This is a genomic window from Variovorax sp. CF313 (assembly GCF_000282635.1).
Taxonomy (GTDB): domain Bacteria; phylum Pseudomonadota; class Gammaproteobacteria; order Burkholderiales; family Burkholderiaceae_C; genus Variovorax.
Window position 1 is genome coordinate 1 of sequence record NZ_AKIW01000030.1, and the last position, 20,802, is coordinate 20,802.

Consider the following 20,802-nt stretch of genomic DNA (forward strand, 5'->3'; position numbering starts at 1 on the left):
GGGGGCAACACCTGCGGCCCGGCAAAGCCGGTTCCGCGGTGCTCCACGAATGAAGACATCACCCTTCCACCTCCCGGACTAAACATGCACACCCCCATCAACACCTTCAAGCAAGCCCTTCAATCGGGCAAGCCCCAGATCGGCCTGTGGGTCGGGCTGGCCGACGGCTACGCCGCCGAGATCCTGGCCGGCACCGGCTACGACTGGCTGCTGGTCGACGGCGAGCATGCGCCCAACGACCTGCGCTCGGTGCTCGCGCAGCTGCAGGGCATTTCGAGCGCATGGTCGGCGCAGCCCGAGTCGGAGCGCTCGCACCCCGTCGTGCGCATTCCGGTCGGCGACACCACGCTGATCAAGCAGCACCTCGACATCGGCGCGCAGACGCTTCTGGTGCCGATGGTCGACACGGCCGAGCAGGCGGCGCGGCTGGTGCAGGGCATGCGCTACCCGCCCGAAGGCATCCGCGGCATGGGCAGTGCGCTGGCGCGCGCCTCGCGCTGGCAGGCCTACCCCAACTACCTGCACGAGGCCAATGCGCAGACCTGCCTGCTGGTGCAGGCCGAGACGGTGGAGGCAATGAAGAACCTCGACGCCATCGCGGCCACGCCGGGCGTGGACGGCGTGTTCATCGGCCCGGCCGACCTGTCGGCCTCGATGGGCTTCGTGGGCCAGCCGAACCACCCCGAGGTGCAGGCCGTGATTGCCGACGCGATTGCGCGCATCCGCAAGGCCGGCAAGGCGCCGGGCATCCTGTCGACCACCGAGGAACAGGCACGCAAGTGGCTCGCGGCCGGCGCGCTGTTCGTGGCGGTGGGCGTGGACACCATCGTGCTGGCGGCGGCGGCGAAGCAGCTGCTGGCCAGGTACAAAAATCTCACGGCGAGTTCTGGTTCGTCGAGCTACTGAAGGCTCGCAGACATAGCCCCGTGCAAATACATGCTAGATTTGACGTACGTTAAATTTATCGTACTTCAATGAAAATCAACCCAGGCGGAGCGCTTGCGCTCGAAGACATCGTGGGCAGGGACACCTTGGTGGCCGAGGTCATGGACATCCTCGAGACCCAGAGCCTGCAGCTCGTCGCGGAACGGCGCATGGGCAAGACCCACGTGCTCAGCAAGCTCGAGGCACAGCGACGCGACGGCTGGGTCATGGTCAAGCGCGACCTGGAAGGCGTGCGCAGCGCCAATGAGTTCGTCCAATATGTCCTGGCCGATCTTCACCCTCTGCTCAGCAAAATCAAGAAGTTCAGGGACTGGCTCGCAAACATAGGCTCGGAGGCGTCCGGGCTGAAGATCGGCCCGGTCACGCTTCCGAACTTCGCCGCCAAGAGCTGGAAGCAGGGCTTGGTCGATACCCTGGCCCACCTGGGTGAATCGACGCAGACGCAGTACGTGGTTTTCCTCTGGGATGAACTGCCCATGATGCTGCAGAACCTCGCGAAGACTGCGCCGCAGGAGGCGATGGAGCTGCTGGACGTGCTGCGCAGCATTCGCCAGGAAAACGCCAAGGTGCGAATGGTGTTCACTGGCTCGATCGGCTTGCACCATGTCGTGCGGCACCTGAAGCAACAGGGCTATGTCAATGCGCCGGTCAACGACATGATCACGGTGGAGGTGCCGCCCCTTGCTCATGCCGATGCGACGTCTCTCGCGCTTCGGCTATTCCAGGACAACCGCATCGCAATGGACGAAGACGCCGTGGCCCGTGTGGTGGCGACGGAAGTCGACGACATCCCGTTCTACATTCACCATGTATTGAGCAAGCTCAAGTCGAAGCACGCAGGGTCGGCGTACCGCGTGACGGCGGACGATGTGCGCAGGGAAGTGACCGATGCCATCCGGTCCGCGCTCGACCCTTGGCATCTGAAGCACTACGAAGAACGAACGCGCGAGTATTACGCAGCAGATCGCGCGGCATGTCACGCGCTGCTGGATGCGGTGGCCTCCGCGACCGGCTCGATGTCCATGCAGTCCGCGATCAATCGCGCCAAGGGTGTCGTTCCGACATTGGACGGAGAAAGCTGGCTCGAACTCACGAACTTGCTGGAGCGCGACTACTACTTCGTTCGCCATCCGGAAAACGGCGAGCTTCTCTACAAGTTCAGCATCGTGGCTCGCTGGTGGCGTTGGCATCGAGGCGTGCCCATGATGGAAGGCGGTGCGGCATGAAGAAAAAGAACGAGCCCTCTGCCCAACCCACCCCTATGGCGCAAAAGGCGCTGTACCTCTCGCATTTCACGCCCAGCATGATGCAGCCCGAAACGTTGCAGCAGATGCTGGTGCAGCGACAACCGCTGATCGATGCGTGCTACGACGATGTCGTGCACAGCGTGACGACTCGCGCCAAGCATCACTATCTGTTCGTCGGCCCACGCGGCATCGGCAAGACACATCTGATCTCGCTGCTGCACTACCGGCTTTCGACGTCGGAAGATATCCGCAAGAAGGGATTGATCGCATGGATGCGCGAAGAAGAATGGGGCGTGACCAGCTTCTTCGAACTCGTGCTGCGCATCCTTCGCACGCTGGATCAGAAAAGCCCGGAACTTGGCATCGCGGCACGGACGGCGCCGCTGTATGAACTGACGCTCAAACAGGCGGAAGTGCAAGGCACATCGTTGCTGCTGGAGATCCTTGGCGACAAGACGCTAATCGTGCTGCTGGAGAACCTGGACGACCTGTTCGATCAATTAGGCGATGCGGGGCAGCGGCAATTCAGAGCGTTCATCCAGAACCATCCGCAGTTGGTACTGGTCGCGACCACGCCAGCATTGTTCGCGGGCGTGAGCCTGCAGAAATCACCGTTCTATGGATTCTTCGACATACAGGCGCTGCATGATTTCAGCCTTGAGGACGTCGTCAGCCTGTTGAAGAAAATCGCGGTGGAGCGCGGTGACAGCGCATTGGCCGATTTCATCGATACGCCTGAAGGGCATGCGCGCATCCGCGCAGTGCACCATCTCGCAGAAGGCAACCCACGCATCTACGTGATCTTTGCGCAGTTCTTAAGCCGTGAGGCGCTCGACGAATTGGTGCAAGCCGTGATGCACACGCTGGACGAACTGACGCCGTATTACCAGGCGCGGATGAAAGAGTTGTCAGGCCAGCAGCGGAAGATCGTGGAGTACTTGGTCAACTATCGCGGGGCGGCACCAGTCAAGCAGATAGCAAAAGCGTGCTTCATCACACACCAGACCTGCTCTGGACAACTCAAGCAGTTGCGCGAGAAGCGTTATGTGCGTTCGATTGAACAGGGTCGGGAAAGTTACTATGAACTGACCGAGCCGCTTATGCGACTGTGCATGGAGGTAAAACAGCAGCGTGGCGAGCCGATTGGGTTGTTTGTCGAGATTCTTCGAATTTGGTACACAGAAACCGAATTGGATGATTGGCTTGCCAATGAAAGCTCTGTTGATCGATTGGATCGACGCTATGTGTTGCGTGCGCTCGAACTTATGCGCACAAGTCAAGCTGCAGACCCAATATTCAGAGCCCAAATCAACGATCTCCTAGCGTGCGTCGAAGGCGCAGCGGGTCTTGATGAGATAGAGCGTCTCATCGAAGAGATTACTCGTATGGTTCCAGCAAGCGAAAAAGCTCGGCAGGCGCGCGCCATCGTGCTGCTTAGCATGCTCAGACTCGTACCGAATTTGAAGCCGCCCCTTCTGCTTGAAGTGGACTACATCGCAAAGGCATACTTAACAAATATCGACAAGCAAGCTTCTCTTTTGTCGAAGTCAAATGCAGTAGAAAAGTATCGACACTTACTAATCGGTGCCATAAATTTGTTCCACATCGACGACTCGAAGGCAGCTTTGATTTTCCCGGAGCTAGTCAAGCTGATGTTAAGGTTTCCTTCCCATGCAGCAGTAGCGGTCATTGGCTCAATCCTGCACTATGAAAAAGCAGAAAGAGCACGAGTAATAGACGAAATTATTCGCTTTATTGACCCCTTGTCGACGAAAGATTCAGCTTTCAAGTTCTTGCGAATTCTGGAAAGAGTTGGTCGATCGATCGCAAACTGGCTTAACACGGGCGATGAAAAAAATCTGCTGTCCCTTCCCAAAGAAGAGCGTGGCCTCGTCACTGCTCTTGGTCTAAAGGTTGAAAAGAGAACACTTTGACAAAAGTACGATCCCAAAACCGCTTTCGCTCCGCCACCATCCGCGAGGGCACGATCCGTGCGACCACACGCAGCTTCCTGCATGCGCTGGGACAGGACGACGAGGACATCGCGCGCCCGCACATCGGCGTGTTCCATACGGGCGGCGAGATGAGCCCGTGCAACCTCAACCTGCGCGAGCAGGCGCAGCACGCCAAGACCGGCATCTATGCGGGCGGCGGCACGCCGCACGAATGCCCGGTGGTGTCGATCAGCGACGGGTTGACGATGGCGCACTCGGGCATGCGCTTCTCGCTGATCTCGCGCGAGCTGATCGCCGACAGCGTGGAAGCCTCCACGCGCGGCCACCAGTGGGACGGGATCTTCGCCATCGGCGCGTGCGACAAGAACCTGCCCGGCCTGATGATGGGCATGGTCCGCTGCAACGTGCCCAGCGTGTTCGTGCATGGCGGCTCGGCGCTGCCTGGCCAGATGCCGGGGCCGGACGGGCGCGACCTGAACGTGGTCGACACCTACGAGACCATCGGCAAGGTGCTGGCCGGCACCGCCACGCACGACGAACTCGACGCGATGAGCCGCGCCTGCCTGCCGACGGCCGGCGCCTGCGCAGGGCAGTTCACGGCCAACACGATGGGCATGGTGTCGGAGGCACTGGGCCTCGCGCCCATCGGCTCGAGCATGGTGCCTGCCGTGTTCAGCGAACGCGCGCCGCTGATGCGCCGCGCCGCGAAGACGCTGATGAAGGCAGTGATGGGCGACAGCCCGCTGCCGCGCGACATCGTCACGCGCAAGGCGCTGGAAAACGCCTGCGCCGTGGTATCGGCCACGGGCGGTTCGACCAATGCCGCGCTGCACCTGCCGGCGATTGCGCACGAAGCCGGCATCAAGTTCCACCTCGACGACGTGGCCGAGGTCTTCGCGCGCACGCCGCTCATCGCCGACCTGCGCCCCGGCGGCCAGTACCTTGCGCGCGACGTGTTCTACATCGGCGGCGCGGGCGTGATCCTGCGCACGCTGCTAGAGCAGGGCTTCCTGCACGGCGATGCGCTCACCTTCACCGGCCGCACGATGGCCGAGGAACTGGCCGGCGCCCTTGCGCCTGATGGCCGCGTGGTGCGCGAGGCCGGCAACCCGATCACGCGCGACGGCGGCCTCGCAGTGCTCAAGGGCAACCTCTGCCCGGACGGCGCGCTGCTCAAGACGGCGGGGCTCCAGGGGCTGGTGTTTCGCGGGCCGGCGCGCGTCTTCAACTCGGAGGAAGAAGCGCAGACCGCCGTGCAGAACCGCCTGTACGAACCCGGCGACGTGATCGTGATCCGCAACGAAGGCCCCAAGGGCAGCCCCGGCATGCGCGAGATGCTCGGCATCACCGCCCTGCTCTACGGCCAGGGTATGGGCGACAAGGTGGCACTGCTGACCGACGGGCGCTTCTCGGGCGCCACGCGCGGCCTGTGCATCGGCTACGCGGGGCCCGAAGCGGCCGACGGCGGACCGATTGCGGCGCTGCGCGACGGCGACGTGATCGCCATCGACGCGCGTGCCGAGGCACGCTCGATCACGGTCGATCTCACCACGGAGGAAATCGCCGCGCGGCTCGCCCGACGTGAGGTAAACGCGGGGGCGGCCCGCGGGGGCTTGCTGGAAAAATACGCGCTCACCGTGCGCCCTGCCCACCAGGGCGCCGTGACCCACTCGGGCGCGGTCACCTGGCTGCGCGACGAGTCTTGATCGACCCTCCATAACCACCGTCCGGAGAGAGACACCATGAGCTTCACCCGCCGCCAGATCCTGCAGACCACCAGTGCATCCGCCTTGATGGCCAGCCTTGGCCAGAACGTCTTCGCGCAGGCGATGAGCATCGAGACCGCCACCATCGTCACCGGCTTCGCGGCCGGCGGCACCTCGGACACCACCTGCCGGCGCCTCGCGCAGAAGCTCAGCCCCGAGTACGCGAAGGTGGCGGTGGTCGAGAACCGCACCGGCGCGGGCGGCCAGATCGCCGTGAGCTACGTGAAGGGCCGCCCGGCCGACGGCAGCACCATCCTGCAGACGCCGACCTCGATCCTCACGATCTACCCGCACATCTACAAGAAGCTGCCGTACGACCCGATGGTCGACATCACGCCCGTCAGCCTGGCCTGCATCTTCGACTTCGGCTTTGCCGTGGGCCCGGCCGTGCCGGCCAGCGTGAAGACGGTGCCCGAGTTCCTGGCCTGGGCCAAGGCCAATCCGGCCGGCGCCAACTACGGTTCGCCCGCCGCGGGCTCCACGCCGCACTTCATCGGCGCGCTGCTGGGCAAGAAGGGCGGCGTCGAGCTCAAGCACGCGGCCTACCGCGGCACGCAGCCCGCCATGCTCGACCTGCTGGGCAGCAACATCTCGGCGGTGTCGGGGCCGATCGGCGACATCACACAGCACCTGCCCTCAGGCAAGGTGCGCATCCTGGGCGTCTCGGGCGCCAAGCGCAGCCGCTTCGCGCCCGAAGTGCCCACCTTCGGCGAACAGGGCATCAAGGACATGGCGCACAGCGAATGGTTCGCCTTCTTCCTGCCGGCCAAGGCCTCGCCCGAGCTGGTGGCGAAGCTGAACACCGCAATGAAGAACGCGCTCGCGCAGAAGGACGTGATCGACGGCCTCGGCACATTCGGCCTGGAGGCGATGTCTTCCACGCCGGCCGAGCTGGCCGATCTGCTGAAGAAAGACACCGCCAAGTGGGCGCCGATCGTCAAAGAGGTCGGCTTCACCGCGGAGGGTTGAACACATGAAGGAACTGCCATGAACACACTCGCCACCACCGCGCCGCCGGCGCTGGTCCATCCCTCGCTGCACTCCGGCGAGCGCATCGCGCGCGAGCAGCTCGCGGCCTGCTACCGCGTGTTCGCGATGCTGGGCTGGACCGAGATGATCTACAACCACATCACGATGCGGCTGCCCGACAGCGTGACGGGCGGGGAGAAGCAGTTCCTCATCAACCCCTTCGGCCTGCACTACAGCGAGGTCACTGCGAGCAACCTGGTGAAGATCGACCTGCAGGGCAAGGTGCTCGACGGCTCGACCCATCCGGTGAACCCGGCCGGCTTCACGGTGCATGCCGCCATCCACGACGGCCTGCCCGGTGCGCACTGCGTGATGCACACGCACACCACGGCCGGCGTGGCCGTGGCCTGCCTGCAGGGCGGGCTGCAGCAGACCAACTTCTATACCGCCCAGCTGCACGACATGGTGGCGTACCATGACTTCGAGGGCATCACCATCCATGCCGACGAAGGCCCGCGCCTGCTCAAGAGCATCGGCAACCGCAACGCGGTGATCCTGCGCAACCACGGGCTGCTGGCCTGGGGCCAGACGCTGCCGCAGACCTTCGCGATCCTCTGGACGCTGCAGCGCGCCTGCGAGATCCAGATGGCCACCTTCTCGATGGGCGCAGCCATTCCGGTGAGCGATGAAATCGCGCAGCGCTGCACGCGCGACGCGCTGCAGTTCAGCCCCGAGCATGGCGCGGGGCAGGACGTGTTCGATGCGCTGGTGCGGCAAGTGGACCGCATCGACCCGAGCTACCGCAACTGAGGCGCCTGTTCCCATGAAGATTTGCATCTACGGCGCCGGCGCGATCGGCGGATGGATCGGCGTCGGCCTCGCACAGGCAGGCCAACGCCTCAACGTGGTGGCGCGCGGCGCCACGCTCGATGCGCTGCAACGCGACGGCCTCTCGCTCATGCGTGGCGACGTGCGCACGCGTGTGCCGGTGAACGCGGTGGCCGACCCCGAAGCGCTCGGTGTTCAAGACCTGGTGGTGATCGCCGTGAAGGCGCCCGCGCTGGCCGGCGTGGCCGAGCGCATCGGGCCGCTGATCGGCGCCGACACCATCGTGCTGGTCGCGATGAACGGCGTGCCATGGTGGTTCCTGGAAGGCGGCTTTGGCGGCGAGATCACGGGCCACCGGCTCGCGGCGGTGGACCCCGAAGGCGCTATTGCCAAGGCCATTCCCGCGCGCAACGTGATCGGCTGCGTGGTGCACGCGAGCTGCTCGCTCGACGGACCCGGCGTGGTGCGGCATCACTTCGGCAACGGGCTGATCGTGGGCGAGCCTTCGGGCGAAGCCACGCCGCGCGTGCAGAAGCTGGTCGAGCTGCTGAACGCCGCAGGCATCGACACCACGCTGTCGCCGCAGATCCAGAAGGACGTGTGGTTCAAGCTGTGGGGCAACATGACGGTGAACCCGATCAGCGCGCTGACGGGCTGCACCACCGACCTGATCATGGACGACGACTACGTGCGCGGCTTCATCTCGGCGGTGATGCTGGAGGCCAAGGAGATCGGCCGGCGCATCGGCATCGAGATCACGCAGAGCCCGGAAGACCGGCATGCGATCACGAAGAAGCTCGGCGCGTTCAAGACCTCGATGCTGCAGGACGTGGAAGCCGGCCGCTCGGTGGAGCTGGACGCGCTGGTGACCGTGGTGCGTGAGCTGGGCGAGTTGACTGCGGTGGCCACGCCCTTTACCGACGCGCTGCTGGGCCTGGCGCGATTGAGGACGCGGCAGCTCGGCCTGTATTGAGCGCGTCATGCACACCATCGCGGCGCGCAGGAAGGCGGCGCTGCTCGCGCTCGGTGCTCAGTGCTTCTTCAGCAGGACGCGCACCGCCTCGGGCAGGGAGTCGACCTGCGGCATGAAGTGGTCGAGCAGCGCGCCCAGGGCCACCGTGCAGACCACCGCGCCCAGCAGCGGCTTCCATGTGAGCCGCACGGCCGCCATGAGCCAGCCCTCGCGCGCCACGCGCACCGCGGCGCGGGCCGACACGTACGAGAACGCGACCTCGATGGCCACGGCCAGCAGCGCGTCCCAGCCGAAGTACAGCAGCACGAGCGAACCGGCGCCGAGCACGACGGCCGCGCAGATCAGGAAGATGGCGATCACCGGCACGACGACGACTGCGCCTTCGTCCGCCCCGCCCGCGATGTCGAGCGCGCCGCTCGCCACGTCGGACAGGCCGCTGCCGTCGCCGGCGCTCGCATGGCTTTGGGAACCACCGCCGAAGTCCAGATCGGGCGCATCGACGTTGGCGTCCACCTCGCGGCCCTCCACCAGGCGCCTGGCCCACCAGCGCAGCACCAGCAGATAGCCGAGGTATCCCACGCCCAGCGTGAGGAGGTAGCGCACCGCCAGCGAGTGCACATGCAGCAGGTGCATCTGCAGCGCCGACACGCCCCACATCAGCAGCATCGTGAACGTGCCGATCAGGATGCCGTGCGTGCGCAGGCTGTAGCTGCGGTGCAGGTCGCGTTCGACCTGCGTTTCCCACAGGCGCACGGAGCGCCAGTCGGAAAGGATCTTCATCGGCCTTCGGTGGGGGCCGGATCGGCGAAAGGCACGCGCTGCGCCACGGCGCACATGAGTTCGTAGCCGATGGTGCCCGCGGCCTTCGCAACCTCGTCGATGGGAAGCACCGCGCCGGTCTTCGCGGACTTGCCCCACAGCGTGACCTCGCTGCCGAACTTCGCGTCGGGCACGTTCGTGAGGTCGACAGTGATCATGTCCATGCTCACGCGGCCGACCATGTGGGTGCGCACGCCGTTCACCAGCACCGGCGTGCCGCTGTCGCAGTGGCGCGGATAGCCGTCGGCATAGCCGACCGCCGCGATGCCGATGGTGAGCGGCCCCTGCGCCGTGAACCTGGAGCCGTAGCCGATGGTGTCGCCGGCCTTCAGCGTCTGCACCGAGATGATCTGGGTCGACAGCGTCATGGTGGGCTGCAGCTGCCAGTGCGCCGCATCGTGCTCGGGAAAATCGGGCGCGCTGCCGTACAGCAGGATGCCGGGGCGCACCCAGTCGCCGCGCGTCTGCTCGGCATGGCGCAGCGTGGCGGCACTGTTGGCGATGGAGCGCTCGCCCGGCAGGTCGCGCGTGGCGCGTTCGAAGGTCGCCAGCTGGTGGGCGATGCCGCGCGCGCCGTCGGCGTCGCTGAAGTGGGTCATCAGCGAGATCTCGTCGACCTGCGTCAGCGCGTTCAGGCGGGTCCAGGCGGAGCCGAAGCGCTCGGGCGTGAAGCCCAGGCGGTTCATGCCCGAATTCATCTTCAGGAACACGCGCTGCGGCTTCAGGGTCTTGTGGGCGGCGAGCATGTCGATCTGCTCGTCGCAGTGCACGGTGTGCCAGAGGTCCAGCCGCGAGCACAGCTCCAGGTCGCGGGCGTCGAACACGCCTTCGAGCAGCAGCACCGGGCCGCGCCAACCGAGTGCGCGCACGCGCTCGGCCTCGGCCAGGTCGAGCAGCGCGAAGCCATCGGCGCCCCGCAAGCCTTCATAGACCCGCTCGATGCCATGGCCATAGGCATTGGCCTTGACGACGGCCCAGACGCGGGCCTCGAGGGCCGAGCGACGCGCCCGTTCGAGATTGTGACGCAGGGCGCCGGTATGGACGGTGGCGAGAATGGGACGCGGCATGGGAATTCTGGGGAAGACTCGGGGACAATGCAGACCACGTTTTAGCATCTTCGGGAATGGGGTTGAACACCGTAGGGATCCCTAATTCCGTGCCCCACCCCCATGCTATAACCGCCCATTCGCCCGCAGCGCAACACTTTTTCACTACCGCCAGCAGACCCCTCTGGCCAGCCAGCCCATCGATGAAGCGCGGTTTCTACACGATCATGTCGGCCCAGTTCTTTTCGTCGCTGGCCGACCAAGCGCTTTTCGTTGTTGCGGTCGACCTCATGCGAAGTTCGGGTGCGCCCGAATGGCAGCGCGCAGCCCTGGTGCCTATCTTCGCGGTCTTCTATGTGGTGCTGGCGCCGCTGGTGGGCGCTTTTGCCGATGCCTTGCCCAAAGGCACGGTGATGTTCATCAGCAATGCCATCAAGGTGGTGGGCTGCCTGATGATGCTGTTCGGCTCGCATCCGCTGCTGTCGTATTCGATCGTAGGGCTCGGCGCCGCGGCGTATTCGCCGGCAAAGTACGGCATCCTGACCGAGCTGCTGCCGGCATCCCAACTGGTGAAGGCCAACGGCTGGATCGAAGGACTGACCATCGCGTCGATCCTGCTGGGCATCGTGCTCGGCGGCTCGCTGGTGGGGCATGCCATTTCCAGCAAACTGCTGGCCTTCGACCTCCCGTTCATCGACACCGGCATCGACTCACCGGCCGAGGCCGCGATCTCAGTGCTGATCTTTGTCTACGTGCTGGCAGCATGGTTCAACACGCGCATCCCGCACACCGGCGTCGAGATGCGCCCGCTGCGCTCCAACCCCGAACAGGGCCTGGCGCGCAACATCGCCGCGCTGCTGCCCGACTTCTGGCACTGCAACGCCCGCCTGTGGCGCGACCGCCTTGGCCAGATCTCGCTGGCCACCACCACGCTGTTCTGGGGCGCGGGCGGCAACCTCAAGTACATCGTGCTGGCCTGGGCCTCGCTGGCTCTGGGCTACAACACCACGCAGGCCTCGGCGCTGACGGGCGTGGTGACCATCGGCACGGCCGTGGGCGCGATCGTGGCCTCGATGCGCATGCGGCTGGACATGGCCACGCGGGTGATCCCCATGGGCATCGCGATGGGACTGATGGTGATCTGCATGAACTTCATCGGCAACGTGTGGCTGGCGGTGCCGTTCCTGATCCTGCTGGGCGGCCTGGGCGGTTTCCTGGTGGTGCCGATGAATGCGCTGCTGCAGCACCGCGGCCACAACCTGATGGGCGCGGGCCGCTCCATCGCGGTGCAGAACTTCAACGAGCAGGCCTGCATTCTCCTGCTCGGCGGCTTCTACAGCGTGTGCACGGGCCTCGGCCTCTCGGCGTACGGCGCGATCAGTGCGTTCGGCCTCGTGGTGGCGGGATGCATGTGGCTCATCAAATACTGGTACGACAGCAACCTGAAGAAATACCCGGAAGAGATCGAGCATCTGCTGGCCATCGCCCGCAGCGACAAGCATCATTGACCTCCCCCAGGCTGCGCGCACTTCGTGTCGCTGCGCCTTCCCCCTCGCCGGGGGCGACACCAGAGGCCCGGCAAAGCCGGTTCCTCGGTGCCCCACGAAAATTTCCGCTCCAATGCAAGCAGCTCTCGCGCTCGTCTTCAACGCCTTCGTCTGGGGCGTTTCGTGGTTTCCGTTTCGCCAGATCGCGAGCCACGGCCTGCATCCGCTGTGGACCACCTGCCTGATCTACCTGGTCATCGCCGCCGCGATGGGGCTTTTGCGACGGCACGCGTGGAAAGGTTTCATTGCCTTTCCGATGCTGGCACTGCTGGGCCTCGCGGCCGGCTTCACCAACGTGGGATTCAACTGGGCCGTGACACAGGGCGACGTGGTGCGCGTGGTGCTGCTGTTCTACCTGATGCCGCTGTGGAGCGTGCTGCTGGGCTGGCTGCTGCTGGGCGAGCGGCCGACCGGCAGCGCGCTGGCGCGCGTGGCGCTGGCGCTCACCGGCGTGGTGGTGGTGCTGAAGGCGCCCGGCACCGAATGGCCGGTGCCGTCGAGCCTGCCCGACTGGCTGGGCATGGCGGCGGGCTTCAGCTTTGCCGTCACCAACATCGCGCTGCGCCACCTGCGACAGGCGCCGGGCGAGTCGCGCGCGCTGTCGATGTTCTGCGGCTGCGCCTTCGTGGCCGGCGCCGCGGCGCTGGGCGGCACCGCGCTCGGCGCGTTCGATTCGCCGCTGCACGCCTCGCCGGGCTGGCTCGGCTGGGCCGTGCTGCTGGGCACCGGCTTCGTCTTCGCCAACGTGTGCCTGCAGTACGGCGCGGCCCGGCTCCCGGCTGCCGCGACCTCGGTGATCATGCTGTCGGAGGTGCTGTTCGCGAGCGTGTCGTCGGTGGCGCTCGGCGCGGCCACGATGGAGCCGCGCATCCTCGCCGGCGGCGCGCTGATCGTGCTGGGCGCCGTCTGGTCGGCGTTTGCACGAACGCCCGGGCGGAGTGATGATCGCGCCTCTTCCCCCACCTGAGGAAACAGCATGACCAGCGTCTACGACTTCGAGGCCAACCGGATCGACGGCAAGCCGGTAAAGCTCTCCGCCTTCAAGGGCAAGGTGCTGCTGATCGTCAACACCGCCAGCAAATGCGGCTTCACGCCGCAGTTCGCGGGGCTGGAGGCGCTGCACGAGAAGTACGCCGACCAGGGGCTGGCGGTGCTGGGCTTTCCGTCGAACCAGTTCGGCGCGCAGGACCCGGGCACCAACGAGGAAATCGGCGCCTTCTGCACCACGAACTACGGCGTGAGCTTCCCGATGATGGAGAAGATCGACGTGAACGGCAGCAACGCCGCGCCGCTGTACCAGTGGCTCACCAAGGAAAAGCCGGGCCTGCTGGGCAGCACGGCCATCAAGTGGAACTTCACCAAGTTCCTCATCGGGCGCGACGGCACCGTGCTCAAGCGCTACGCGCCGCTGGACACGCCGGCCTCGCTGACGCGCGATGTGGAGGCGGCGCTGGCGGCGGGCTGATTCATCAAGGCCCGACGCGCAGGAACCCGATGCCTGCGTGCCGCCCATCCCGGCCATCGCGCCGGTCCAGCGCGTCCAGCCACTCGATCAGCGCATCCTCGTCGACCGGCGAAGGCAGCAGCCGGAACGACTCCTGCGCCAGCACCTGCGCAGGCAGCCGATGCACGATCTGCAGCTCGGTGTGGTGGGCGACATACAGCACCGGAAGCGGCCGGCCCGCGGCATCCTCCACGTCGGACAGCTTTGAGATCGTCTTCGCGGCGTCCGCATGGATCCCGATGATGACGGCGTCGAACTGATGCCCTGCGCGGATCGCCGCTACCAGTTCGGACATCCGGCCGAAGGGCGCGCTGTCCGCGCCCAGGACCGACAGCGAATTGGAGGTGCAGATGCGCTGCAGCGCATCCGAATCCACCAGGGCAATCCGATACTCCCTGGGGATCCAGGATGCGTTCACAGGCTACTGCTCCCCGGCGACGTCGATCTCAACGCGGCGGTTCGGCTGCAGGCAGCGCAGCAGGGCCGGCGAACTGCGCGTGCCCTCGCAATCGCTGACCACCGGCTGGCGCTTGCCCATGCCCGCGGCGCGGATCAGCTTGCCGTCGATGCCCTGCTTCACCAGCAGATCGCGCACGGTGTTGGCGCGGGCGAGCGACAGCGCCTCGTTGTAGGCATCGCCGCCCAGCCGGTCAGTGTGCCCCGTCACCACGATGTAGTGCAGCGACCTGAAGTTGCCCCGCAGCTCGGCGGCCAGCCGCTCGATGCGCACCTGTCCGTCGGGGAGAAGGTCCGACAGCGAAGAGCCGTCGAAGCGGAACAGGCCGTCGGCATTCAACGTGACCTTCTGCGGCGGCGCCAGCCTGGTGCTGGCCGGAATCGGCGTAGCCGCCGGCGGCTGCGCGAGCAAGGCGCAGTCGGGGTTCTTCCACCAGCCGCCCGTCGACACGCCGTCGCCGCTGAAGCGCACCATGTACTGGCAGGTCACATAGTCGGCGCTCTTGCCCGTGCGGAAGTGGAAGATGTAGTTCCACTCGCGCACGCCCCAGAGTCCTTCGCTGAAGTGCGGCCAGCCCAGCAGTTCGCGCACCTGGTCCTTGCCCATGCCGGTGCGCATGCGTGCGAACGCGTCGGTGCCGGGAAAGGCGCCCTGCTTCCACCTGGCGCTGCCAAGGTCCGGAAAGTCCTCGGGCTTTGGCGCCTCCAACCGTTCCGATGCGACGCGCGCCTGCGCGTCCTTGTCGATGGCAGCGCCCGGCGAGGCACAGCCCTGGAGCACCAGCATTGCCGCTGCCAGTGCAGCTTCACAGATCGTTCGATTCATGATTTCTCTTCTCCCCGCGCTCAATTGAAGACCCACTCGGCGCCGACCGTGGCGGCCGCTCCCGCGCGACTCATGCCCACGCCGCCCGTCAGGCTCCATGCGTTGTTCTCCGAGGTGCGGCGGAAGCTCACGCCCACCGCGCTCTCGCCCTTGAAGACGCCATAGCCGATGCGCATCACCGTCTTGCCGGGCACGTAGGTGCCGGGCATCTGCACCGCCATGGCGGCGGCCACGCCGGCGTAGGCATTGCGCGCGACGCCCCGGATCTCGCTGCCGAGCGCGTTGACGCGCGCATCGGTGTAGGCCGTGTTGGCCGCGCTGGACTGGTTCAGCTGCTGCACGTTGACGGCATCGGTGGGCGCCACGCCCGGCGCCACGTTGTGCACCGCCACCGGCCCGGCGGCGCTGCCGTTGCCCATCGTCACGCTGTTGTAGTTGACGCTGCCATCCACGTTCGTGTCGTAGCGCACGCTGCCGGCCTGCACCGCCTGCAGCTGGCGCACGTTCACCGCATCGGTGGCCTGCGTGCCGCCCGCGACGTTGGTGATCTGGCGCTCGTTGCCTGCACTGCCCACCGACACCGCACCCTGCGCGGACAGCACCGAGACGTTCGAGAACATCTCGCGCTGGCCGTTCATGCCGGCGCGGTCGGCCGATGCGCCGCTGCCAAGGGCCACGCCGCTGCTGGTGGTGGCGATGGCATTCGCGCCCAGCGCGATGCTGCTTGCGCCATTCGCCTGCGCGCCGCTGCCGCCCGCAAAGGCGCTGTTGCCCAGCGCGATCGCCTGCGGCCCGATGGCCACGCTCTCCGCGCCGGCAGCCTGCGAGTCCGCGGCCTGCGAGTTGGCGTGGAAGTACTTGATGCCTGCACCGCCGACCTGGATGTTGTTGATGGCCTGGTTGGTTGCATAGAGCTGACTGCCGTTGATCGCGTCCGTGCTGGTGGCGCTGATCTGGCCGGCCGCCACGTTCTGGATCTGGCGCTCGGCCCCTGGCGCGCCGACGCTGACCACGCCCACCGGCGCGGCGCCGGCGAAGTCGTAGGTCTGTCCCTGGATGGTGGTGCTGGCCGTGGGCGTGGCCGCGGCGGTGGTCGAGCCCGCGCCGAGCGCCACGCTGTTGTCGGTGCTGGCGGTGGCGTTCGGGCCCACGGCCACGCTGTTGGCGGTGGTGGCACTGGCATTGGTGCCCACGGCCAGCGAATTGACCGCACCGGAGCCGACGCTCGCCCCCGCGCCGACAGCAATGCTGTTGGCCGCGCTCGCGCCGCTGTTGTCGTAGTTGCCCTGCCTGGTGCCGCCGTCGTTCACGCTGTAGTAGTGCGTCTGCGCGTTGTTGACGATGGTGGTGATGCTGCCGCCCAGCGCATTGACGGTGCTGGCGACCGCGTACAGCTGGCTGCCGTTGATGGCATCCGTGCTGGTGCTGCTGATCTCGCCCGGCGCGACGTTGACGATCTGCCGCTCGGCGCCGGGGGCGCCCACACTCACCACGCCCGCGGCGGTGCCGGCAAAGTTGCCGTAGGTGATGGACGGCCCCGGCGCATAGCTGACCGAGCCGTCCGGATTGAGCGTGGCGATCACGCCCGGCACCGTGGCGCTGCTGACCTGCACGGCCGCCTTGTCGGCGCTACCGTTGCCGAGCACCACGTTGTTGGCGTTGGCCACCGTGACGTTGTTGCCGAGCACGAAGCTCTGGTTGGCGCCGACCGCGATGGTGTTGTTGTTGCCGATGGCGTAGCTGTCGTCGGCGTCGATATAGCTGGGGTCGCCGATGGCGCCGGAATGCGCGCCATTGACCTGGTTGCCGGTGCCGATGCTGATCGACTGGAGGCCGTTCGCACGGGCGCCGTTGCCGATGGCGATAGCGCTGTTCTGAGAGGCCCGCGCTTGCGAGCCAATGGCCACGGTGTCATTGGCGGTGATGCCCGTACCGGCCATGAAACCGCTGGCGATGTTGTAGTCGCCGGTCACGTTGATGCCCGTCAGGAAGCCGCTCGCGACATTGTTGCTGCCGGTCACGTTGTTGCCGGCGACGTAGCCGCTCGCGACGTTGCCGCTGCCTTCGACGGAAGCCCCGGCGCTATTGCCGCTGGCTACATTGTTGCTGCCGATCGTGCCCGCCCCCGCTGAGGCGCCCAGGTAGGCATTTCCGCTGCCTTGCAGGCTGACCCCGGCCCCGGAACCGATGCCCGTATTGCTGGACCCCGACGCCGGATTGAGACCCGAAGCATTGGCCGATGCCAGCGCATTGCTGCCCAGCGCCGTGTTGGCGCTGCCGTCCATGAAACGCATCGCGTTCTGGCCGACAGCGGTGTTGTGGACACCGTTGGTATTGCGCCCGGCCTCCTGGCCGATGAAGGTCGCATACTGGTACTTCGAGTTGGTGCCCGCCTGCGCCCCGACCATCACGCTGTCGGACAGGTAGCCCGGCTGCGCCAGCATGGTGGCGTTCAAACCTGCATTGGTGCCGATGACCACTTCCTGCGCGTCATGCGACTTCGCGTTGTTGCCGATGGCGATCGACGAGTAGAACGTCGAAGGCGTGGTCGCACCCGTGGAAACGGTCCCCGACACCGACGCGCCCGTGCCGATGGCGATGCCGCCGGTGGCGATAGCTCCCACGCTCGCGCCGTTGCCCATGGAAACCGAATTGGCGGCCTGCGCCGTCGCATTCACGCCCGCCGCCAGGCTGTTCAGTCCGGTGGCGCCGCCATTGCTGTAGTTGCCCTGCTGCGTGCCCCCGTCGTTCACGCTGTAGTAGTGCACCGCGCCCGCCGCCGCCGCGCTGGACACCGCCTTGAGCTGGCTCACGTTGACCGCATCGCTGTCGGCGGCGCCGGCGGCCACGCCGGTGATCTGGCGGAACTTGCCGTTGGCCGCGTCGCCCACGCTGACGGCCGCCAGTGTGCCGGTGGTTGAGGTGATGGCGCTGGCCTGTGCCGCGGCGGCGCTCGGTGGAACGTAGGGCGCGATGCCCGCTGCCGTGCTTGCCACCGACCCCTGCCCCAGTGCCACGCCGCCAGGCTGCGTCACGCTGGTGTCGCTGCCCAGCGCCACGGCCCCGCTGACGCTGGCGGTCGTGGCGCCGGCCGCATCGGCGCCCAGGTGGACGTTGTTGCCCAGCACGAAAGCATCGCTGGTGGTGGCGCCAATGGTGTTGTTGTTGCCGACGCTGTAGCTGTTGGCGCCGTTGATGATGCTGGGGTCGCCGATGGCGCCCGAATGATCGCCGCCGACCACGTTGCCGGTGCCGATGCTGATGGACTGCAGGCCTGTGGCTTTTGCGCTGGTGCCGATCGCTATGGCGCTGTCCTTGCCGGCCAATGCTCTGGATCCGATGGCGACAACATCGTTGGCCGTGACACCAGCAGCAGTCGCTTCATCGACGTTCGCGAAATAGCCGATTGCGACGTTGCGACTGCCGGTGCTTCCGTAGCCTGACGCATAGCCTCCTGCAAAGTTGTAGTCGCCCTTCACGCCACCGCCCGAGGAGTCTCCAATCGCAACATTGGAGTTCCCCGTGACGGACGTGCCTGCGCCGCTACCAAAGGACGAATTGCTGGATCCGGTCGAAGAACTGCCCGCCGAATAGCCGAAGCCTGCATTTGAATCCCCCTGGCTTCCTTCCAACGCGAAGGTCCCAAAACCGGCCAGTCCGTAGCCCGAGGAGTCGCTGCCCGCGTTCGCACCAAAAAAGGAGCTGGTGGTCGCTGTCGATCGCGAAGCTGCTTGGTACCCAACCGCGATCGATCCGTTCGTGCTGGATCCCTGGCCCGCCGATTCACCGATGAAGTAGCTGTTGCTTGAGGTGGAAGATTCGCCCGCCCTTTGTCCGATGGCGATATTCGAACCCATTGCCGTCGCGGATTCCCCGATCGCGATACCGCCGACAGAAGCAGGAGACAGGATCGTCTTGGCGCCGTGTCCGATCGCAACGGAACCCTGCGTCGCTGCTGTTGCCCCCACGCCGGCAGCCATTGAATTGACGCCCGTGGCGCCGTCGTTGGCATAGTTGCTGCCGGCACTCTGGTCGGTCGATTTGACGCTGTAGTAGTGCACGGCCCCTGCCGCCGCCGCGCTGGACACCGCCTTGAGCTGGCTCACGTTGACCGCGTCGCTGTCGGCCGCACCGGCCGCCACGTTGGTGATCTGGCGGTATCGCCCATTGCCGCCAATGCTCACTGCGCCCGACGTTCCGGTGGTCGCACCAATGGCTGCCGTCTGGGTAGCACCGGCGCCTGCCGGCACGTAGCCCGCCACACCCTTGTCCACGCTGGCCACCGAGCCGCTGCCCAGCGCCACGCCGTCGGCCACCGTCACGCTCGTCGCGTTGCCCAGCGCCGTGGCGTTCGCGACCTGGATGTTGACGCCGTTGCCCAGCACGAAGGTGTTGGTGGCGCCTGCGCCCAGCGTGTTGTTGTTGCCCACGCTGTAGCTGTTGGCGCCATCGATGACGCTGGGGTCGCCGATGGCGCCGCTGTTGGCGCCCGACACCACGTTGGCAAAGCCGATGCTGATTGACTTTTGGCCCAGAGCCTGCGCGCCGACACCGATGCCAATCGCGTAGGTTCCTGCCTGCGCGCCACTGCCAATGCCGATTGCCATTTGGCCCGTCGTCTTCGCGTTGGAACCGATACCGACTGAATCAGTACCCTCGGCCCGCGCATTGACGCCCAAAGCGACCGCCCTTCGCTGGGCGAACCCATTGGCGCCAATCGCTACACCATCGTCGCCCCACAGAATGGTGTTATAGCCAATGGCAACCGTGTTGTTACCGGCAGACGTACCAATGGCTGCAGCCGCCGCAAGCCGTCCTATGGAAACATTGTTGTTGCCGGTTCGGCCGCCGCCGGCATCGACCCCCACGCCGACGTTTCCTACGCCGCTACTGAGTTCCAGCGCACCGACGCCCAGTGCCGCCATGAACGTTCCGGTGGATTTATACCCTGCCTCATAGCCAACCGCGGTGTTGGCAATGCCAGACGCATTGTTCGCGCCAGCATTGACTCCCACATAGGTGTGTCGGCCCTCGCCGCTCGTCCCACCGGCCGAGAGACCCGCGTTGTTCCCCACGAAGACGCTGCCTGCCGCGACACTGCTCAAGCCCGCGTTGGAACCAACGGCCGTCGAGGTGTAAGAGGCCGTCGCGCGCGAACCAAGTGCAGTTGCGCCGATACCGTCGGCCTTGGCGCCAGTGCCAACGGCCAGAGCTTGGTCCTTGCTGGCCGTGGCGCTGTTGCCGACGGCAATGCTGTCGATGCCGAGCGCCTTGGTCGCCGTATTCCCGATCACGATCGCCCCTGCGCCGACGTTCGCGGAAACAATACCCGCGAGACTTGCCAGATCCGGCCCCCCTGTCGTCGCACTGGTCGCAATGCCCGATATCGTGGCAAAGCCACCGCTGCCGTTGGACACCTGGCAGGTCCATGCAGGAGTTCCGACAGCGGGGGCGCCGACTGCGCTGCACACGGCCCCCGAGGCGTTGTCGATCTTGACGTCGGCCCAGGCGGCGCCCTGCACACCCGCCGCCAACAGAACGGCGGCCATCACCTTGCCGCCGGCGCGCTTGCCGCACGCCCTGGTCACTTCGGATGCCGCCACCCAGGCACTCAGCGCCTCGTTCCATACAGACCGATAGGTCTTGTTCATTTCAGTCTTCCTCGATCAATCAGGTTGCATGCACAACCTCGTCCATGACCGGGCACGGGAGACTGTGGCTTTTGCGAGATCGCAGCACCGGCCGGCACTGCACAGGGCGCGGATGATGTCGAGGGAGGTTCCGCGGCGCGGACACGCCACGAGGTTTCGTCAGAATTGCCGGCACTTTTCGTGTCGGTTTGTGAATTTTTTTTACACTGTTCGCATCCTTCGAGTAACTGCGGCGGTTTGTGTGAAATCGTCAGATTTGGTCCTTCGATT

Annotated in this window: 15 protein-coding genes; 10 read left to right on the top strand and 5 right to left on the bottom strand. The window is 65.9% G+C overall.

Annotation, left to right across the window (positions count from 1 at the left end; all coding sequences use genetic code 11):
• Nucleotides 1–84: 84 nt before the first annotated feature.
• The 7 genes from hpaI (at nucleotide 85) to PMI12_RS09980 (ending at nucleotide 8,683) form a co-directional block, all read left to right on the top strand.
• Entirely contained in the window at nucleotides 85–906 is an 822-nt protein-coding gene (gene hpaI / locus PMI12_RS09950; protein ID WP_007831652.1) for a 4-hydroxy-2-oxoheptanedioate aldolase, read from the top strand.
• Nucleotides 907–974: 68 nt separating this feature from the next.
• Complete coding sequence (locus tag PMI12_RS09955; RefSeq protein ID WP_007831654.1) at nucleotides 975–2,171, top strand: hypothetical protein; 1,197 nt, start codon at nucleotides 975–977, stop codon at nucleotides 2,169–2,171.
• Nucleotides 2,168–4,126 (top strand): hypothetical protein, encoded by a 1,959-nt coding sequence (locus PMI12_RS27820; RefSeq protein ID WP_007831656.1) that lies wholly within the window; start codon nucleotides 2,168–2,170, stop codon nucleotides 4,124–4,126. Before PMI12_RS09955 ends, PMI12_RS27820 begins: the two co-directional genes overlap by 4 nt.
• Nucleotides 4,123–5,853: a dihydroxy-acid dehydratase gene (ilvD, locus tag PMI12_RS09965; protein WP_007831658.1), complete on the top strand. Its 1,731-nt coding sequence runs from the start codon at nucleotides 4,123–4,125 to the stop codon at nucleotides 5,851–5,853. Before PMI12_RS27820 ends, ilvD begins: the two co-directional genes overlap by 4 nt.
• A gap of 36 nt (nucleotides 5,854–5,889) precedes the next feature.
• On the top strand, nucleotides 5,890–6,882 hold the full coding sequence (locus PMI12_RS09970) for a Bug family tripartite tricarboxylate transporter substrate binding protein (protein WP_007831660.1): 993 nt from the start codon (nucleotides 5,890–5,892) through the stop codon (nucleotides 6,880–6,882).
• 18 nt (nucleotides 6,883–6,900) lie between these two features.
• Nucleotides 6,901–7,692 carry a class II aldolase/adducin family protein gene (locus PMI12_RS09975; protein ID WP_007831662.1) on the top strand — a complete coding sequence of 264 codons (792 nt, stop codon included), beginning with the start codon at nucleotides 6,901–6,903 and terminating at the stop codon, nucleotides 7,690–7,692.
• Between the two features lie 13 nt (nucleotides 7,693–7,705).
• Nucleotides 7,706–8,683: a 2-dehydropantoate 2-reductase gene (locus PMI12_RS09980; protein ID WP_007831665.1), complete on the top strand. Its 978-nt coding sequence runs from the start codon at nucleotides 7,706–7,708 to the stop codon at nucleotides 8,681–8,683.
• Between the two features lie 57 nt (nucleotides 8,684–8,740).
• Here the strand turns inward: PMI12_RS09980 and PMI12_RS09985 are convergent, their stop codons facing one another.
• Nucleotides 8,741–9,463: a hypothetical protein gene (locus PMI12_RS09985; protein WP_007831667.1), complete on the bottom strand. Its 723-nt coding sequence runs from the start codon at nucleotides 9,461–9,463 to the stop codon at nucleotides 8,741–8,743.
• Nucleotides 9,460–10,569, bottom strand: a complete 1,110-nt coding sequence (gene alr / locus PMI12_RS09990; RefSeq protein ID WP_007831670.1) for an alanine racemase — start codon at nucleotides 10,567–10,569, stop codon at nucleotides 9,460–9,462. Before alr ends, PMI12_RS09985 begins: the two co-directional genes overlap by 4 nt.
• A gap of 182 nt (nucleotides 10,570–10,751) precedes the next feature.
• On the opposite strand from alr, the gene lplT reads away from it, so the two are divergent.
• The 3 genes from lplT (at nucleotide 10,752) to PMI12_RS10005 (ending at nucleotide 13,560) form a co-directional block, all read left to right on the top strand.
• Nucleotides 10,752–12,056: a lysophospholipid transporter LplT gene (lplT, locus tag PMI12_RS09995; protein ID WP_007831672.1), complete on the top strand. Its 1,305-nt coding sequence runs from the start codon at nucleotides 10,752–10,754 to the stop codon at nucleotides 12,054–12,056.
• Between the two features lie 112 nt (nucleotides 12,057–12,168).
• Nucleotides 12,169–13,062, top strand: coding sequence for a DMT family transporter (locus PMI12_RS10000; RefSeq protein ID WP_007831678.1), 894 nt, complete (start codon nucleotides 12,169–12,171; stop codon nucleotides 13,060–13,062).
• A 9-nt stretch (nucleotides 13,063–13,071) separates the two neighbouring features.
• A complete protein-coding gene (locus PMI12_RS10005) occupies nucleotides 13,072–13,560 on the top strand; it encodes a glutathione peroxidase (protein WP_007831681.1) in 489 nt (162 codons plus the stop codon).
• 4 nt (nucleotides 13,561–13,564) lie between these two features.
• Here PMI12_RS10005 and PMI12_RS27825 read toward each other — a convergent pair whose 3' ends face one another.
• The 3 genes from PMI12_RS27825 to PMI12_RS10020 are packed head-to-tail and all read right to left on the bottom strand — an operon-like array spanning nucleotide 13,565 to nucleotide 20,532.
• Nucleotides 13,565–14,017, bottom strand: coding sequence for a hypothetical protein (locus tag PMI12_RS27825; protein ID WP_007831683.1), 453 nt, complete (start codon nucleotides 14,015–14,017; stop codon nucleotides 13,565–13,567).
• 3 nt (nucleotides 14,018–14,020) lie between these two features.
• Nucleotides 14,021–14,881 (bottom strand): OmpA family protein, encoded by an 861-nt coding sequence (locus tag PMI12_RS10015; RefSeq protein WP_007831685.1) that lies wholly within the window; start codon nucleotides 14,879–14,881, stop codon nucleotides 14,021–14,023.
• Nucleotides 14,882–14,901: 20 nt separating this feature from the next.
• The gene (locus tag PMI12_RS10020) at nucleotides 14,902–20,532 is read right to left on the bottom strand and encodes an ESPR-type extended signal peptide-containing protein (RefSeq protein WP_007831687.1); all 5,631 of its coding nucleotides are present in this window, start codon (nucleotides 20,530–20,532) and stop codon (nucleotides 14,902–14,904) included.
• Nucleotides 20,533–20,802 lie beyond the last annotated feature (270 nt).

Bases quoted from the DNA above. Each gene is read 5' to 3' on its own strand.
- hpaI (WP_007831652.1), top strand. From the start codon at position 85: ATGCACACCCCCATCAACACCTTCAAGCAAGCCCTTCAATCGGGCAAG.
- PMI12_RS09955 (WP_007831654.1), top strand. From the start codon at position 975: ATGAAAATCAACCCAGGCGGAGCGCTTGCGCTCGAAGACATCGTGGGC.
- PMI12_RS27820 (WP_007831656.1), top strand. From the start codon at position 2,168: ATGAAGAAAAAGAACGAGCCCTCTGCCCAACCCACCCCTATGGCGCAA.
- PMI12_RS09970 (WP_007831660.1), top strand. From the start codon at position 5,890: ATGAGCTTCACCCGCCGCCAGATCCTGCAGACCACCAGTGCATCCGCC.
- PMI12_RS09975 (WP_007831662.1), top strand. From the start codon at position 6,901: ATGAACACACTCGCCACCACCGCGCCGCCGGCGCTGGTCCATCCCTCG.
- PMI12_RS09980 (WP_007831665.1), top strand. From the start codon at position 7,706: ATGAAGATTTGCATCTACGGCGCCGGCGCGATCGGCGGATGGATCGGC.
- PMI12_RS09985 (WP_007831667.1), bottom strand. From the start codon at position 9,463: ATGAAGATCCTTTCCGACTGGCGCTCCGTGCGCCTGTGGGAAACGCAG.
- alr (WP_007831670.1), bottom strand. From the start codon at position 10,569: ATGCCGCGTCCCATTCTCGCCACCGTCCATACCGGCGCCCTGCGTCAC.
- lplT (WP_007831672.1), top strand. From the start codon at position 10,752: ATGAAGCGCGGTTTCTACACGATCATGTCGGCCCAGTTCTTTTCGTCG.
- PMI12_RS10000 (WP_007831678.1), top strand. From the start codon at position 12,169: ATGCAAGCAGCTCTCGCGCTCGTCTTCAACGCCTTCGTCTGGGGCGTT.
- PMI12_RS10005 (WP_007831681.1), top strand. From the start codon at position 13,072: ATGACCAGCGTCTACGACTTCGAGGCCAACCGGATCGACGGCAAGCCG.
- PMI12_RS10015 (WP_007831685.1), bottom strand. From the start codon at position 14,881: ATGAATCGAACGATCTGTGAAGCTGCACTGGCAGCGGCAATGCTGGTG.
- PMI12_RS10020 (WP_007831687.1), bottom strand. From the start codon at position 20,532: ATGAACAAGACCTATCGGTCTGTATGGAACGAGGCGCTGAGTGCCTGG.